The sequence below is a fragment of the Planctomycetaceae bacterium genome, assembly GCA_041398785.1.
Taxonomy (GTDB): domain Bacteria; phylum Planctomycetota; class Planctomycetia; order Planctomycetales; family Planctomycetaceae; genus JAWKUA01.
Genome location: JAWKUA010000020.1, coordinates 1 through 16,689, shown reverse-complemented (window position 1 = coordinate 16,689; position 16,689 = coordinate 1). Strand labels below are relative to the sequence as shown.

General features: G+C 59.1%; 13 protein-coding genes. 8 read left to right on the top strand and 5 right to left on the bottom strand.

Annotated elements, in window-relative coordinates; translation table 11 throughout:
* Positions 1–13: 13 nt before the first annotated feature.
* Positions 14–1,384: a hypothetical protein gene (locus R3C19_20565; GenBank protein MEZ6062745.1), complete on the bottom strand. Its 1,371-nt coding sequence runs from the start codon at positions 1,382–1,384 to the stop codon at positions 14–16.
* A gap of 138 nt (positions 1,385–1,522) precedes the next feature.
* On the opposite strand from R3C19_20565, the gene R3C19_20560 reads away from it, so the two are divergent.
* Both R3C19_20560 and R3C19_20555 read left to right on the top strand, forming a co-directional pair.
* The gene (locus R3C19_20560) at positions 1,523–2,950 is read left to right on the top strand and encodes a sulfatase (protein MEZ6062744.1); all 1,428 of its coding nucleotides are present in this window, start codon (positions 1,523–1,525) and stop codon (positions 2,948–2,950) included.
* Between the two features lie 166 nt (positions 2,951–3,116).
* On the top strand, positions 3,117–5,078 hold the full coding sequence (locus R3C19_20555; protein MEZ6062743.1) for a redoxin domain-containing protein: 1,962 nt from the start codon (positions 3,117–3,119) through the stop codon (positions 5,076–5,078).
* Positions 5,079–5,106: 28 nt separating this feature from the next.
* Here the strand turns inward: R3C19_20555 and R3C19_20550 are convergent, their stop codons facing one another.
* The 4 genes from R3C19_20550 to R3C19_20535 all read right to left on the bottom strand — a co-directional run bounded on the left by R3C19_20550 (position 5,107) and on the right by R3C19_20535 (position 7,890).
* Entirely contained in the window at positions 5,107–5,589 is a 483-nt protein-coding gene (locus tag R3C19_20550) for a hypothetical protein (protein ID MEZ6062742.1), read from the bottom strand.
* Between the two features lie 162 nt (positions 5,590–5,751).
* The gene (locus R3C19_20545) at positions 5,752–6,639 is read right to left on the bottom strand and encodes an alpha/beta hydrolase (GenBank protein MEZ6062741.1); all 888 of its coding nucleotides are present in this window, start codon (positions 6,637–6,639) and stop codon (positions 5,752–5,754) included.
* Positions 6,640–6,845: 206 nt separating this feature from the next.
* A complete protein-coding gene (locus R3C19_20540) occupies positions 6,846–7,331 on the bottom strand; it encodes a DinB family protein (GenBank protein ID MEZ6062740.1) in 486 nt (161 codons plus the stop codon).
* Positions 7,332–7,587: 256 nt separating this feature from the next.
* A complete protein-coding gene (locus R3C19_20535) occupies positions 7,588–7,890 on the bottom strand; it encodes a hypothetical protein (GenBank protein MEZ6062739.1) in 303 nt (100 codons plus the stop codon).
* 636 nt (positions 7,891–8,526) lie between these two features.
* Between R3C19_20535 and R3C19_20530 the strand changes: the two genes are divergently transcribed.
* From R3C19_20530 to R3C19_20505, 6 genes are all read left to right on the top strand, one after another.
* Positions 8,527–9,624: a hypothetical protein gene (locus R3C19_20530; protein MEZ6062738.1), complete on the top strand. Its 1,098-nt coding sequence runs from the start codon at positions 8,527–8,529 to the stop codon at positions 9,622–9,624.
* 1 nt (position 9,625) lies between these two features.
* Positions 9,626–10,048, top strand: coding sequence for a four helix bundle protein (locus R3C19_20525; GenBank protein ID MEZ6062737.1), 423 nt, complete (start codon positions 9,626–9,628; stop codon positions 10,046–10,048).
* A gap of 78 nt (positions 10,049–10,126) precedes the next feature.
* Positions 10,127–11,575 (top strand): aldehyde dehydrogenase family protein, encoded by a 1,449-nt coding sequence (locus tag R3C19_20520; GenBank protein MEZ6062736.1) that lies wholly within the window; start codon positions 10,127–10,129, stop codon positions 11,573–11,575.
* A 73-nt stretch (positions 11,576–11,648) separates the two neighbouring features.
* Complete coding sequence (locus tag R3C19_20515) at positions 11,649–12,164, top strand: hypothetical protein (protein ID MEZ6062735.1); 516 nt, start codon at positions 11,649–11,651, stop codon at positions 12,162–12,164.
* Between the two features lie 64 nt (positions 12,165–12,228).
* Positions 12,229–15,927: a mechanosensitive ion channel gene (locus tag R3C19_20510; GenBank protein ID MEZ6062734.1), complete on the top strand. Its 3,699-nt coding sequence runs from the start codon at positions 12,229–12,231 to the stop codon at positions 15,925–15,927.
* Positions 15,928–15,935: 8 nt separating this feature from the next.
* Positions 15,936–16,689, top strand: a 754-nt coding sequence (locus R3C19_20505; GenBank protein MEZ6062733.1) for a DUF1559 domain-containing protein, incomplete at its 3' end; no start/stop codon positions are given.

Below are 16,689 nucleotides of genomic sequence, written 5' to 3'. Positions count from 1 at the left end.
CGACGTTCCGCGCCTATTGAAACCGCAGCGAGAACACGTCGGCGTTCTTGATCGTGAAGCGAAGCTGCATTTCGCCGGTGCTGAAGTCCGGTTCCTTATGCCATTGCACTTCGGCGTCAACTTCGTCACCCGTCAGCGGTTTCGAATCGGCAACCACGTTTCCGCTGTGGTCCAGCGCCTCGACTTTTAGCGATCCTCCATCGCGAACGGCGTAGTTCAGCACAAGTCGCTGCCCCTTGAACCGCAGCGGCTTCAGCGTGGCCTGTCCGCCCTCGCCGTTTCCGCGCAGGGCGACGAAACCGTCAACGCGATAGACGAACTGCCGCACTCGCCCGGGAGTCGGCTCGTAGTAGTTCTCGGTCGCGTAGACGGAGATCTCCCGCGGCCGGTCGGGCAGTTGAAACATACCCCACGCCATGTAGTTGCTGCGATTGTGATTGCGATCCTGCGGAGCGGTGCGGGGCACGACCGGTTCTGAATATCGCTGGAAATGAGTTCCATCGCGACTGGTCATCAGAATCGGCTCGACCTGTTCACTGTTCGGTTCGAATCGTGTCGGAAAGCCCACAAATAGATGCGGTGCTCGGAAGTATTTCTGGATCGCATTTGTGTACAAGTGCTCGAGGGGAGTGCCTTCCGGATACGTCAGATCGGCTTCGTTTTCCCAGTGCAGGAAGTCCTTTGACGTAGCGGTGCGAATCGACCGCACGCCATCGCCGAAGTAACGCCAGTAGGCTCGGTACTCACCGCGATCGACATCCCAGAACGCCAGATTCTGTGAATCGAATGCTCCGTTGGTGATGACCGGTTCCTGCTGCGTCAGAGTCCAGTGCGTGCCGTCCGGGGACTGAAACGCCAGCAGTCCGCCTCGGCCGCCTCCCAGAGCCTTGTAGCGAGCTTCTGCCGGCGCGGCGGGGTTGTCATCGCGGAACGCTGTAAAGTTGTGCGTGCCTGCTCCCAGCCAGACGATGTTGTTCTGCTTCGATCCCTGCCAATCAAACAGTCCGAGTTCAGGCTTTGTCCAATGCACTCCGTCTGTGCTTTCGGCGTAGCAGGTGATTTCGGGATGAACGGCCCGCTTGTCATTATCGTGCTGCCAGCCGCGGTAGATCATGCGGTACAGATCGCCGTCGCGAAAAAACGTGTAGTAGCCGCTGGTGTTCCCTTCCCATGGCTGGTCAGTGGTAAAGACAACGTCGCGAGGTTCCGGCTGCAGTAGTTCGCGATGAACGTCGCCGGACGTGGATTCAATCAGATAGTCGTCGACGAACAGTTCCAGCCGGCCGCCGATGTCGATCGGTTCGGAACCGCAAACGATCCCGGCGGGACACAGCGAAAGTGCTGTGGAGACGACGAATATGCCCAGCGGCAGACGGTGGTTCATGAGCTAACTCCGTGAGGTTCCGTGGCGGATTCGAGACGGGCATTGTAAAAAGTTGACCATTCGGTTTCATTCGAGACTCTTCCTGTTCCGCGCTTTCGAAAGCCTGCCGAAACACTGCTCACAACGAGGTACGCCGCCGTGTCTGCACATCGAATCTGCCGTGTCGCCATTTCACTTGTTGCCATCGCGGCACTTTCATTCATCGGGGAGACATCTCAAACGCAGGCAGCGCCGCCGACGGAGTCGCAGACAGCCACGTCGCGTCCCAACATCGTGATGATCATCAGCGACGACCAGGCATTCACCGACTATGGATTCATGGGTCATCCGACGATTCAAACGCCGCACCTGGATCGTCTGGCGGCTCGAAGTGCCGTCTTCCGGCGCGGGTATGTGCCGGTGGCGTTGTGTCGCCCGTCGCTGGCGACTTTGATTACCGGACTGTATCCGCATCAGCATGGAATCACCGGCAACGACCCGGCACCCGATGAAGCGCTTTCAGCCGACGAATATTCACAGCGTCGAGCCCGGCTGATCGCGAAGCTTGATCGTTTCGACACCGTTCCCGAGTTGCTTGCGAAGAAGGGCTATTTGAGCTTTCAAAGCGGCAAATGGTGGGAAGGCAGCTTTCAGCGCGGCGGATTCACTCACGGAATGACTCGCGGATTTCCTCAACAGGGCGGCCGTCACGGCGACGATGGCCTGACGATCGGCCGCAGCGGACTGAAGCCGGTCATCGATTTCATGGACAGCGCGACGAATGCCGGAGAACCGTTCTTTCTGTGGTACGCGCCGTTCCTGCCCCACCAGCCTCACAATCCGCCGGAGCGAATCCTGAAGAAGTACCGCAACCCGGAACTCGCCGAAGAGCTTTCCAAATACTATGCCATGTGCGAATGGTTCGACGAGACTTGCGGGCAGTTGATCGATTATCTGCAGCAGCGGGGAATCTCCGACAACACGCTGATTGTGTACGTCACGGATAACGGCTGGATCCAGCGCACCGCGACGACAGACGTGCCGGCTGACTGGAAGCCCGGCTTCGCTCCGAAGTCAAAACAGTCGCCGTATGAAGGGGGAACGCGGACTCCCGTCATGCTTTGCTGGCCGAAGGTGATTGAACCGTCGGAACGTGACGAAGTCGTCAGCAGCATCGACCTGGTTCCCACGATGCTGGCCGCTGCGAAAGCCGACATTCCGAAGGAGCTGCCGGGAATCAATCTGTTGCCGGTCCTGAACGGACAGCCGCTGAATCGCGACGTCATCTTTGGAGAAAGCTTCGCTCACGACATTGCCGACATCGACAATCCTCAGGCGTCGCTGCTGTATCGCTGGGCGATTTCGGACCGCTGGAAGCTGCTGTTGACGTACGACGGCAAAGTCACCCGCTACGCCGCCGTCCATCCTCGTACCGAGCGCGGACCGCAGTTATTCGACCTGCTGGCCGATCCGCACGAGACCACGAATCTGGCGGCACAACATCCGGACATCGTCAGCCGCCTGGCAGGCCGCATTGACGAATGGTGGAAGGTGACTGAGCGTCACGTCGAAACGTCGGTTCCGTGAGTTTCGGGAATGTGGCACTCCTGGGCGATTTCGCCCGAAAATCAGTGGTGACTCAAACTCAGGATTTGTTCTACACTTCGGCGAAAGCTGCGGCAGGCTGCGATACCACGGCAGGTTTGGCTTCCGGCTGTACACGGTTTTCATTCTGAAATACGGAGTGGCAAGGATGCGTCTTACGCACCACGCGAGAACTTTCGTCACCGTTGCGATGGCATTGATTGCCATGCCGTCGCTGTCATCAGCTCAGCTTCCGACTGCGGAACAGATTCTGAACCAGTTCCGGCCCGTGCATCCGGACGTGGAATACGATACGCCCGACAAGGCGGAGTTTTCCAAGTGCCGCGTGGCTGTCGAACGCGACAACGGCAAGGCGGGATTCGTCGTCTACGGTCCGGCCGGGGAAGTGCTGCGGCGATTCACCGACACCAATGCCGATAACAAGGCGGACCTGTTTCGATACTATCGAATGGGCCTGGAGGTCTATCGCGATATCGACAGCAACAGCAACGAAAAACCGGACCAGCATCGCTGGATGAACTGGGGCGGAACACGGTGGGGAATTGATCGCAACGAAGACGGGAAAGTCGATCAGTGGCGGATCCTTTCGGCTCAGGAAGCCGCCCGTGTTGCCGTCGAGGCCATGATTCAGGCCGATCCGGAATTGCTGAGCACGGTGCTTGTCAATTCTGAGGACATCCGGCAGCTTCAGACGACACCCGATATCAGCAAACAACTGCTTCGATCGGTCGAAGATCACGGCACCAAGCTGCGCGACGTTCTCAGCAACACCCGATCACTGACCGCACGCACGAAATGGGTGCGGTTCGATCCACCGGTGCCGGGCCTGATTCCCGCGGAAGAAGGTCGCGCGGGTAACGATCTGACCGTCTACGAAAACGCGATGGCGATCATCGAAAACGCCGGGAAACATGAGCTGGTCTCCATCGGTGAAATGGTCCAGGTCGGGGAAGTCTGGAAACTGACGGAAATGCCGCGTCCGCTCGATTCGGATGCCGCGCAGATTCAACTGGGCGGCATCCTGATGCAGCCGCAACTGACCGGCTCTTCGGGAGCTGTCGAACCGGCGATGTCGAAAGAGCTGGAATCGCTGATGAAACAGTTGCAGGCGCTGGACGAAAGTGCTCCGACGGATTCGGACGATCCCGGCAAACTGGGACAATACAACCACCGCCGGGCGGAGCTGATCGAAAAGATCATTCCCATCATGCCGACAGAAAAGGAACGAAGGGAGTGGATTCTTCAGTACGCCAGTTCGCTCGATGCCGCCGTTCAGACGGGTGAGCATCCGGACGATCTGAAACGCCTGACGGCACTTCAGGAAGAGGTGGCATCCAACGATGAGCTGCTGGCCGATGTCTGGTTCCGGCGGCTGCGAGCCGAGTACACAGTTCGCATGCAGCCCGACGACAATGATCAGCGGCAGGCGGCTCAGGAATGGTGGATGGAGCAACTTGAAGCGTATGTTCGCAAGTGGCCGCAGTCAGAAAACTCCGCGGACGCCGTCGCTCAACTGGGAGTCGGCCTGGAACTGATGGGCCGCATTGACGACGCGAAAAAATGGTACACCGTCCTGGTCAAGGAATACCCGCGCAGCGAAGCCGGAGTGCGGGCGCGAGGAGCTCTGCGACGTCTGGAACTGACCGGAAAGAAACTCGATTTGGCGGGTCGCTCACTGACCGGACAGGAGATCTCCGCTGCGGCCTACCGCGGCAAGGTTTTGCTGGTGGTCTTCTGGGCGTCCTGGGGAGCGCCCTATACCGACGACCTGCCCAAACTGAACGATGCATATGCGAAGTATCGCCAGGCGGGTTTTGAAATCCTGGGCGTGAATCTGGATTCCAACGCCGCCGCGATTGAACCGTTCCTGCGAAAACATGGCGGCAACTGGCAGAACATTCGCGATGCCGGCGGAATGGATGGTCAGTTGGCTCGTGAGTTTGGCATCGTGCTGGTGCCGACGATGTTCCTGGTGGATCGCGAAGGAATCGTGGCTGGCGGCATCACAGCCGAAAATCTCGATTCCGCAGTCCAGTCACTGCTGAAGGGACAGAAGCCCGAATCCTCGAATCGCCAGGGATCCGCCGGACTTCCGCCGCTGCGAAAATAGTTGCGACACCACAACCGGCGGAATGCAGTCAGCCGGCCGGATTCTCGTCGGCCTTGCCGCCGCGTTTCCCGCGCCGGCGACCGCGGCGCCGCTTTCCACGGCGATTGCCAGCTTTCCTTGCCGGATCAGCGCCTTCGGTATCGGCCGAACCGACCGATTCCTGTGGTTCGTCGCTCACCGACAGTGCGTCAGCATCGTTTTCGATTGCCCGGTCATCAGCGAGGGCCGACGACTGCACGTCCGCTGAACGTTCAATCCCCTCCCCGAACTCCCCGTCAGGTGATCTCTCGGGAACAGCGCGTGAATCGCGGCCGGGCGGCAAGTTCGCCCGATCGTGCGACGCGTCAGATTCCGCGTCCGGCGCGAAGTTCGTCATGTCACCGATAGCGGAGTTTGTATCCAGGATGTCGTCTTCGAGTTCCGGTTCGTCGCGATATTCATCGCTGTCGTAGTTCACAAAAGCGGACACATCAAACACCGGCCGGTGCGGCGTGTCGACCAGCTTCATCATCGTGCTCGTGTTCGAACAACCGCAGACGCGGCTTACGGTTGCTCCCGGAGTGCGCACCGTGCGACCGCAGAGCGGGCATCGCCAAAGGCGCAACACTTTCATTTGATACTGCAGCATCGGACCTTTCATGCGGTGTGCTCCCCCTGCATTCACTGACAGTGGTTATCTGGCGGTGACTCGAAGCACAAAGTCCGCGAGTTCCGCTTGTATCGTGCGACCGCTGTTGGCGATCAGATCATTGTGCCCCGTCCGCCGCAGTTCGATCCAGCGTTTCGGGACTTTCGACCGTGAGGCATCCGGAGCGGCCGCGAACAACTGCTTCCCGAATTTCTGGTCGACAACTGTGTCGCGGTCGCCATGAAACTGCAACAGCGGACATGTGACAAGTTTGATCTTCTCGTCCGAGGGATAACGGTCCGCCAGGACGGCTCGGACGGGAAGCCAGGGATAATGACTTGCGGCAACGTTCACCATGGAACTGAATGCCGCGACCGTGACAAGTCCGGCAGGCGGCTTCCCGGCCGCGGATCGGGCCGAAGCCAGATGCACGGCAGGCGCGCTTCCCAGGGAGACCCCCATCACCAGAATCTGCGACGGCTTGTAGCGAAGCGTGTCAACGGCATAGCTCCACGTCGCATCGGCGTCCGAATACAAAGCAGCCTGCGTCGGCGTGCCCTGAGACTCGCCATAGCCGTGGTAGTCGATTGCCAGAATATCGACACCGCAGTCCGACAGAAGCTGATACCAGAACTGCCGACCGGCGCGGTTTCCCGCGTTTCCGTGAAAGAACAGCACCAACGGTCTCCCGGCCGGATCAGCGGCGTGGTCGACGGGTTCCTTCGTCAGCAGCCAGCCGCCGATTTCCACCGCGTCATCACAGCGAATGCGAACATCCTCAGCAGCCGGATACAGTGTCTTCAACCCGCCGAACGCCGCAACCGGCAGGCGATCCGCCGTTGCCGGAAAATACATCAGTCTCCTTTGAAGAAATGCCAGCAAGACCACAACCAGCAGATAGGCGATCAACAGAACCCGCAACAATACCCTCATTGCTGCCACCCTCTTTCGAACGGATTGTCGCATGAATGTCAGCCTGTGAACACATCCTTCGCGATACCGACATCCGTGCCGGGCATGATCCACGGCAGGCGGACTGGCACCGCGTTCTCTCCATTCGGATCGCAGCGGCCGGGAACACTGGTTCCTGACGAGCGGGAGCATGTCGACGGCGCGACTGAAGCGGCAGCCGGCGCAGTTCATTGCATCGCGGCGATCTTTTCCTCGATAAACCGAACGTGGTGCGGAATGTGCCTTGCCGTACGTTCCACGATGGCTTCCAGAGTCATGGGACCGTCGACGGAATGGACGCAGGTTCGCTGAAAATCTTCGAGTTCGCAGCAGCGAATCATTCGCAGCATATGGCGGCGAAGGGCATCAATCGTCGCAAGATCGTCCTGGACATCGCGACGACCGTAAGCAAGCCGCGAAGCGAATGTATCGGGATCGGCGTCGAACAGTGTGGGATTCTCTTCAGCGATGATCCGCTGAATCCGTGCCGCGCTGATGATCTCGAAGTCCGTCAAATGGCAGACGACCTGCCGAATGGACCATTTTCCCGGAATCGGAACCAGGTCCAACTGCTCGTCGCTCAGACCTGATATGGCGCTCCTGAGCATCGTGCAGCCGTCGGCGAACGCTGCCATCAAGTCGGCGTCCAGCGATTCGGATGGCTGCAGGGACATGCGGGAATCTTCAGCGTCGAGCGAACGTCAGGCGAAAGAGTTCCTTTCCGCCTGTTTGGGAAAGAGCCAACGGCAAGGGTGCTGAGCATTGCAGTCGTTTTCGGGACACGACGCAAGACCCGGCCACGACAGTTGGTTCGCACCGGAGGCTCATGCAAAGCGCGGGCCGCATCAGCGCCTACCGCGCAAACAGAAACGCGAGGCAGGAAATCCCGCCTCGCGTCGTCGTGAAGTCAGTGTTGCCGCAAATGAAGCGTTAGTCTTCCTTGTTCGCGGGTTCGTCTGTACCAGGCAGTTCCAGATCCTTGATCAGATCGCCAAAAGTCTTGTCCTTTGTTGCGCTCTTTCCTTTGGCGGCCTTCGTGAAGGCTTCTTCCAGCTTCTTTTCGTCCTTTTCGTTCTTCTTTTCCAGTCCCTCGCCAAACGCAACACCATAGTTGTTTCGAAGTTTCTTCTTCTGATTGTCCTTCATGGGATGACAGACGGTGCAGGACAGCAACTTGCCGTTCGGACTGTCCTTGCCGAATTTTTCAGCGAGTTCAGGGTACAGCTTGGACATAGCCTTAGGGTACTGCGGTCTTGCCAACGCTGTGCTGCTGTTGAGGGCGAAGAACGTGAACAGCACTGCACCTGCGACAAAAAAACGACCGAGATTTCGTACGTTACGCATTCTAAGAGTCTCCAGTTTCCTTTGTTTTGACGTTTTGCCACCACGGAGCAGGCGACGGCGGGTATTTTGGGACTCGCACGGCGGAAATCAACACCAAAAATTTCTGGTCCGGCGCGCAGCCAAGCTTGAAGTATGACAGTCGCTCCTCGAAACGATGTCAAGCGTTACCAGTGACTCGGCCAACTTAACCGCCAAAGCCAGCCCATTCTCCGCAGCACGATCTTTCGCGATTTTCCGGATGAGAAGGTTCACCTTGTGCGGCGGCGTACCGGATCAGGCTGAATCCCCGCAACGGCAAGCGTCTCCCGTCGTGCGGGCTGCTTTCGGCGCTCGCGACCGAATCCTGAACCCGAGAGCAGTTTACCGTCATGGCGAACGGGCGCTTCATCCGGTTTCTCACCTTTGCCAACGGCAGTTCGTCGACAGTCGGGCCAACGGTTTGAAATGGTGCATCCGGCTCCTATACTCGCGACCACCTTCCTTCCGCCTTCATTCCTCCGGCTAACACCGAAAAAGGACCCGCCCGTGAGCAGCGTTGCCGACGCAACACCAGAGCGACAAAAGGAGCTGCTGGACCGTCATACTCAGGAAATCGTGAAATGGCACTTTGCCGACGACACGGGAAGTCAGTTCTGGCTGGAAAAGAAACAGCAATTTGACTTCGACCCGCTGACGGACGTCCGGGGATTCGAAGATCTGAAGCGGTTTCCCCTGTTTGAAGACGAATGGCTGCGCGGCGGACCGATGCGTCGCTGGGTGCCTCAGCCGTATCAGGACAAACCCATTTACGTGTTCGAAACCGGCGGCACAACCGGCATTCCCAAATCGCGCGTCGTCATTGAAGACCACTGGATCGACTACGAAATGTTCAGCGATACGCTGCCGGACGAGTCCTTTCCGAAGGGCTCCAACTGGCTGATGCTGGGACCGTCCGGGCCGCGCCGTTTGCGTCTTGCTGTGGAACACCTGGCTCAGCACCGCGGTGGAATCTGCTTCTGCGTGGACCTCGATCCTCGCTGGGTCGTAAAGCTGCTGAAGAAGGGAAAGGTCGAAGAAGCAAAGGAATACAGCGCTCACGTCATCGATCAGGCGACGACCATTCTGAGCGCCAACAACGATATTCAGTGCATGTTCACAACGCCGAAGCTGCTGGAAGCTCTGGCGATGAAACTGATGGACGAAGGCAGCAGCGTCGAGGAATCCGGCATTAAGGGCATCTTCTGCGGAGGCACGGAGTTCACGCCGCAGTGGTATCGGTTCGCTCGCGAGGAACTGCTCGGCCCGAATGTCTACATCACGCCGACGTATGGCAACACGCTGATGGGCCTGGCGTGCGGCAAGCCGTTCGATCCCGCCGACAATTACAAGATCACCTACTACGCTCCTCAACCGCGAGCCGTCGTGGAGGTGGTTGACTTCGACGATCACAAGAAAGTCGTCGGCTACGGTGAAACCGGACGAGTGAAACTGTACACGCTGACGAAGGAACTGTTCGTCCCCGGTTTTCTGGAACGTGACGAAGGCGAACGCGAACGCCCGTGCGAAAAATTCCCCTGGGACGGAGTCAGCAGCGTCCGGCCGTATCACGTGTATGCAAAGACAACGACGGTTGGGGTTTATTAGTGTGAATAGTGAACAGGGAATAGTAACTAGCGGCGACAGCGGAGCGGTCAAACGCGAAGGGCCTGTTCGCAGTTATCGTGACTTGTTGGTATGGCAGAAAGGGATTGATCTGGTTTCCGAGTGTTACAAATTGTCAGGGCGTTTTCCCAGGGATGAACGATTCGGGTTGACGAATCAGTTGCGTCGTGCGGCCGTTTCAGTGCCCGCAAATATCGCCGAGGTACAGGGACGAGGTTCACCAAAAGCATTTCTTCAGTTTTTGTGGATTGCAAACGGTTCGCTGACCGAAGTCGAAACTCACCTCGCAATCGCTGCCCGTTTGGGATTTGTGTCCGCGGACGACTGCACCGTCCCGCTGGCCCTCGCAGAAGAAGTTGGGCGCATGTTGACCGGACTGCGCCGGTCACTCGACAAAACGGTGTGAAGATGGTGCCGCTCTGACTGTTTACTATTCCCCGTTTACTATTCACATTCCCCCTTCTGCACAAGAGGCACACAAGACATGATTGAAATTCCAATTGTCCGCTGGGGCAAGCCTTACGAATCCATGGAAAAGATGGATGTCGTTCACTTCGAAACCGGTGAAACGCTGGCGCAGGTCCATCAGGCCAACGGCGGCATCATCAAGATGGACATGCGGAAGGCGAAGGCCGCGCGTGACGTGCTGCGTCAGTTCACCATCGAACAACTGATCGAAATGTGCGCGAAGGCTGCCGATCTTTATGAAAGCGCCACACTGCCGCTGGGCAACGGCGAACAGAGTCCTGACGACTTCTGCACGATGCAGTCCGCAACCACCGGCCTTCCCGAACACATGTGCCGGTTCAACATGACCAAGAATGCGTTCGTGTTAAAGAACATGGACAAGATTCTGGATTCGCTGACGCGCGGACTGCCGCTGGAAATTTTCAGCCGCGGCTACGGGATGGAGGATCGCGGCGTGATGGTCAGTTATCAGGCCAACTGCAACGCCGCTGGCTGGGTGCTGCCGTCCAACAGTCCGGGTGTCCACACGCTGTGGCTGCCGGTGATCCCGCTGCAGATCGGGCTCGTGCTGAAACCCGGTCCGGCCGAACCGTGGACGCCGTATCGCATGTACGAAGCGTTTGCTCAGGCCGGCATCCCGCGCGAAGCGTTCTGCCTGTACCCCGGCGATGCGTCAAAAGGCGCGGAACTCGGCGGAGCGGTTCTGGAAACGTGCGAGCGGTCCGTCATCTTCGGCGGCCTGGCCACAGTCGAACAGTACCAGGGCAACCCGCGAGTTTCGGCTCACGGTCCCGGGTTTTCGAAAATCCTGCTCGGCGAAGACAAGTGCGACGACTGGGAAAAGTATCTCGACCTGATGGCCGACAGTGTCTACGTCAACAGCGGACGAAGCTGCATCAGTTGTTCGGGCATCTGGACACCTCGTCACGGAGCGGAAATTGCCGACGCGCTGGCTCGCCGGCTGGGCCCGATTGTCCCAAAACCGATGGACGATCCCGAATCCGGTCTCGCCGCGTTCACAATGCCCGGCGCGGCGGAAGCCATGAGCAACCAGATTGACGATGGCTGCAAGTCGGCAGCCGTCACCGAAGTCACAGCGAAATATCGCGGCGGCGACCGACTGGTGAAGAACGAACGATGCGACTTCCTGCGTCCGACGGTACTGCACGTCACCAGCCCCGATGATCCCATGGCCAATACGGAATTCATGTTTCCGTTCGTTTCGGTTGTTGACTGCCCGCAGAATCAGATGCTGAAGAAGATCGGATATACGCTGGTGGGGTCCTGTTTGACGGAAGACGAACAGTTTTCTCGCGACCTGATCGATGCGACAAACATCGACCGCCTGAACATCGGCGAAGTCAAAACCATTCAGCTCAACTGGCTGCAACCTCACGAAGGCAACATCATCGACTTCCTGTTCCGCAATCGGGCATTCCAGAACAGTCCTCCGCCGGCGCACTAAGAGATCAACCGGTTGATCCCTTCGCTCCGCAATGGAACGCCCGGTGGTGTCTCGTGCCGCGCGAATTCCTGGCATGACCGATCCTGATTCGAACTTCGACATCGATTCGCTGCTGCCGGACTGGTCACGGTCGGTATTCCTGGTTCTGGAACGGAATCCTCACTGGTCATCGGCGGTTGCCGCGGAATTTCGCACCCGTCTCGTCGGAACGTCCGCTGTCCGCGGTGCTGATCACGAACTGCTCGCCGGCGGCGTCACAGAAGTCGACTTCGTTTCGCTCACGGCTTCGCGCGATGTGGTCGCTCGACTGGGAACGACAACGGTGCTGGGTATCATTGCAGTTCTTAGCGACGTCGAACGCGACGGTCTGGTGCTGCTTGGAAGGCTGGCGAGACTTAGCCGAGCCGTACCGCCCGTTCTGATGCTGGGAGACGCGCGGCACCGTGAACTGGTCCCTGTGCTGTATGAAGCCGGTGCCTCGTCGGTGCTGATCGATCAGCCTACGGACATTCACGTCGCCGAATGGTGCCGCAATGTCGTGCAGTTGACTGGCCGAAACGGAGGCCGTGGAAATGAACAGGATGTTTAGAACGCGAATTGTGAAGCCATGCCGGTGGTCGACGAGAGTGGGTTTGCGAATGCACCGCCCGGCGTTGGTTTCATCAATCCTGCCGGCGCATGACGGCGGCAACAGGCTGACCGTCAACGAAACGAAGCGATCGCCGCGCGCAATTGGCATGATCGTCCTGGTCACGGTGCTGGCGATAACGTCAGAACAACCGCTGACGCATGCACAGCGCGCGGAGGCACTGATTTCTCCCGCCTCACAGTCGGCTCAGAGTTCCGCGGCGACAGGTCCTGCAGGCCAGAACGCACAGGGGCGGAATCCCGGTACAACACGACCTGTCACGGGTACTGCGGGCACGGCAAATCCCGCCGTTGCCAGTGCTCAGCCGCCCGATCCGAACGCTGCGGCACCGGTTGTCACACCGCAGGGGCAGCCTCCCGCGGAAGCGACACCACCGACGGAGCCGAATCCCGCAACGGACCTGTTGCGTCGAATCGAACAACTGAGGACCAAGGTTGCGGACGCTCAGCTTGATGAGATCGTTCGCACGGATGTCGAACAGCAGTTGATGCGGGCTGAGGCGGATATCCAGTCCGCGCAGGGAGAACGAGCCGCGGCCGATGCCAGAAAGAAAGTCATCGACGGACTGCCGGCGGAAAAAGCCGATCTGGAACAACCCGCGGTGACAACGACCGCCTTCGATCCGTCCGCAGTGTCCGTCGCTGATCTGGAAGCCAGGCGAACGCAGAAACAACTCGAACTGACCGAGGCTCGACAGCTTCCCACGTCTCCGGAAGCCGCGTCCGAGGAAATGACGGCTCGCAAGCGTGACCTGCAGCAGCAGCGGGAGACAGTCGAGCAATCGATTACCGAAAACGATACGCGCCTGAAGTCACTTCCCTCCGACAGCACTTCGCTGACTGACTCCGTGGCACGCGCAGCGGCGGAGGCACGCAATCTGCAACTCAGCGCGCAGCGAGACGCACTTCAGGCCGCGCAGGCCGAAATCGACACGCGGCTGGCTCTGGGAATGCCTGCACTTCGCGCGCGGCGGCAGCAGCGCGTCGTGACGAGCCTGGAACAGGAACTGGAAGCCATCAAGGCAGCGCTGGAAAAGCGCAGTCGCGACGAGTCCACGAAACAGCTTCAGAAGGCACAACTGGCCGTCGACGACCTGGACAGCATCGACGATCCGAAGCTTCGAAGTCTGGTGCAGAAACGACTCAACTACGCCGCACTCAACAACGGCCTGACGGACGAGACGATTCCCCAGAAACAATCCGCTCTCGACCGCGGCGGAGAAAGTCTGAAGCGGCTGAAAGTCGAGGCCGACCGGATTCAGCAAAGCGTCCGGGAATTCGGGCTCAGCGGCACGATTGGCCGTGAGCTGCTGGATTTTCAGCAGCGGCTGCCCACAGGAGAAGAGCTGGATCGCGAGATCGCGGAGCTTGACCAGGAAATCGCAACACTGCGGACGGAGCTGAACCAATACGCCCAGGATCTTGCCGCCGCTGAGACCATGGCCGATGCGTCCGAAGTCAGCGAAGACGAGGATTCCATTCGTCGAGCGGAACAGATTCAGGGTTCCATCGACGTGATTCGCGCGCTTCAGGACAACACGACACGACTGAAGACGATTGTCGGAGAACTCTACGAACAACAGCGGTCACTGGCGGATTTCAGAACCGCGTGGGACGAGTATGTCAGCGAACAGGCGCTGTGGGTCCGCAGTCACGAAATGCTTTCCTGGACGGACCTGAAGCTGGCGCCGCGGGAAGGCGTGGCGATCGTGGACGAACTGCGACGCGGCCTGCCGGATTCCGCAAGTCGCGGCGGCGTGTCCCTGTGGGTTGTGATTGTCCCCGCGGTCGTTGCCATTCTGCTGCTGCTGGCCGTTCAGGAACGCGCGCGGCGAGCCCTGGTGGAAACCGGAGAACAGGCACGGCGGCGAACCTGCATGAGCATGCGTCCCACAGTCAAGGCTGTGCTGCTGAGCTTCGGCATGGCGGCGGAATGGCCGTTGCTGCTGATGTTCCTCGGAAATGTGCTGCGGTTCAGCAGCGGAACTCACGGAGTCTTCGCGGGACTCGGCGCTGCCATCGCACAACTGGGAATCTTTACGCTGTGGCTGAACTTCTTCCGCCAGTTTCTGCGCCGCGATGGGCTGGCCGCCGCGCATTTCGCGTGGGAGGAATCTGTCAACGACCGGCTGCGCCACTGGCTGCGAAATGTCATCGTCGGCATTTCTCCTCCGCTGTTGCTGCTGCTGATCGTGCGGTACTGCGCAACGGGAGAAGAACGACTGGAACGGATTCTGTTCACGTTCATCATGGCGCTCAATTCTGTGATGCTGGCCAGACTGCTGCTGCCGGTCAACTGCCCGTTTGTCCGCACTCTGCTGGCGCGGCATCGTGTGATGCACAACACTCGAATTCTGTGGATTGGTCTGCTGCTAACGATGCCCGTCGCGCTGGGTACGTTGTCCGTCATCGGATTTCACTACACCGCCGTGCAGCTCTGGATTCGACTCAGCAGTACCGTCGTGATCGCGTCGCTGCTGCTGGTGGCCGACAGTTTTCTGGTGCGCTGGCTGCGGCTGTCCCACCGGGCGTCGCGGATGGCCATGGCTCGCGAACGCGCCGCTCAGCGCGAACAACAGCAGCAGGCGGAATCCGCGGAAGAATCTGCGGCGTCCCTGATTCCGCCGATTCCTGCCGACGATGACGGACTGGCGTTATTCGGGCTGCAGGCGCATTCACTGATCCGAAATGTCTGCATTCTGACGCTGATCGGGTGTTCCTGGGCCATCTGGTTCGACGTTCTTCCCGCGCTGAAGGTGCTGGACCGACAGGAACTTTGGTCCGTCAGCGAGCAAGTCACGATTTCGGACCCTGCCAGCAGCGATCCCGCGAAGACGACAACAGTCATCGAAAAGCATCCCGTCACCGTCGGCAGCCTCATTCTGGCCGCGTTTTCGACCATCGTCACCATCGTCGCTGTGAGGCAACTGCCAGGCCTGATCGAGATCATCCTGCTGAGCCGCGTAAAGTTTGAATCCGGGATCCGCTACGCCATTACAACCGTAACGCGCTACCTGGTGCTGGTTGCCGGCGTGATGATCGTGTTCGGACTGCTGGGACTGCGCTGGTCGCAGGTGCAGTGGCTGGTGGCGGGGCTTTCCGTCGGCCTGGGATTCGGACTTCAGGAAGTGTTCGCCAACTTTGTTTCCGGAATCATCATCCTGCTGGAACGGCCGGTCCGAATCGGCGACATCGTCACGATTGACGGCGTCAGCGGCGTGGTGTCGCGCATCCAGATTCGAGCTACCTCGATAACGGACTGGGATCGCCGCGAATACATTGTGCCCAACAAGGAATTCGTGACCGGAAAGCTGCTGAACTGGACGCTGAGCGATACGACTAATCGGATCGTCATCAAGGTCGGAGTGGCCTACGGAAGCAACACCGATCAGGCACGGGAAATCATCCTGCAGACCGCAAAAGATCATCCGAACGTCCTTGCCGATCCGCCGCCGCTGACCACGTTCGAAAACTTCGGCGACAGCTCGCTGGACCTGGTTCTTCGAGCCTACCTGCCGAACCTGGAAAACCGCCTGAACACAATTTCCGAACTCCACACGGAAATCAATCACCGCCTGGCCGCCGCGGGGATCTCGATTCCGTTTCCTCAGCGAGATCTGCATGTTTTCATGAACAAAACCGCTGAAACACCGGGTCTGACAGGCATCGTGGCTTCCGGTACCGATGATTCCGCCAGGAAATGAAACCCGGCATGAGAACACTCAGACGAACCCGCCAGGCTTTTACGCTCCTGGAACTGATCGTGGTTATCGCCACGATCGCGATCCTGATCGCTTTGCTGTTGCCGGCCGTCCAGCAGGCGCGCGAACACGCCCGACGTACACAATGCACAAACAATCTGGTTCAAATCGGTATCGCCCTCCAATGCTACCACCAGACCCACTCAGTTCTGCCGCCGGGGTCCGTGAATCAATCCGGCCCTGTCAGCACGTCGGTCCCCGGTTACAAGATGAGCTGGATCGCTCAAATCCTGCCGTATGCGGATATGGAAAACGTCTACCGGCAAATTGATTTCCGTGATCCCCGTCGCAGTTTTCTGAACGGTGAACAGCTTGCCGGACTGGATGCGATGCTGGGCGCCGATCGCTCGGCGCAACCGGACGCCACGGCACCGCTGTCGCCGGATTCCGGCACCGATGATCCGAACAGCGAACCCCGCGATGACTTGTTGGTGGAAGAATTGCCCTCGTACGAACTTCAGGCCGGCGCGGACCCGGGATATGGGCCGGATGAGTTCGGTTACGGAGGCGCGCCGGCCACCGCCGATGCTGACGCCGTCGCTGCCTGGATTCAAAATCAGCAGCCCGTGATCGAAATCCGCTGGCTGAAATGTCCCAGCAACCCGGCCGGAAACGTCAGCAACGGTCCCGCGCTTTCGTCGTATGCCGGGTGCCATGATGGAAGCGCAGTGCCGATTGACGCCGACAACGACGGACTGCTGTACC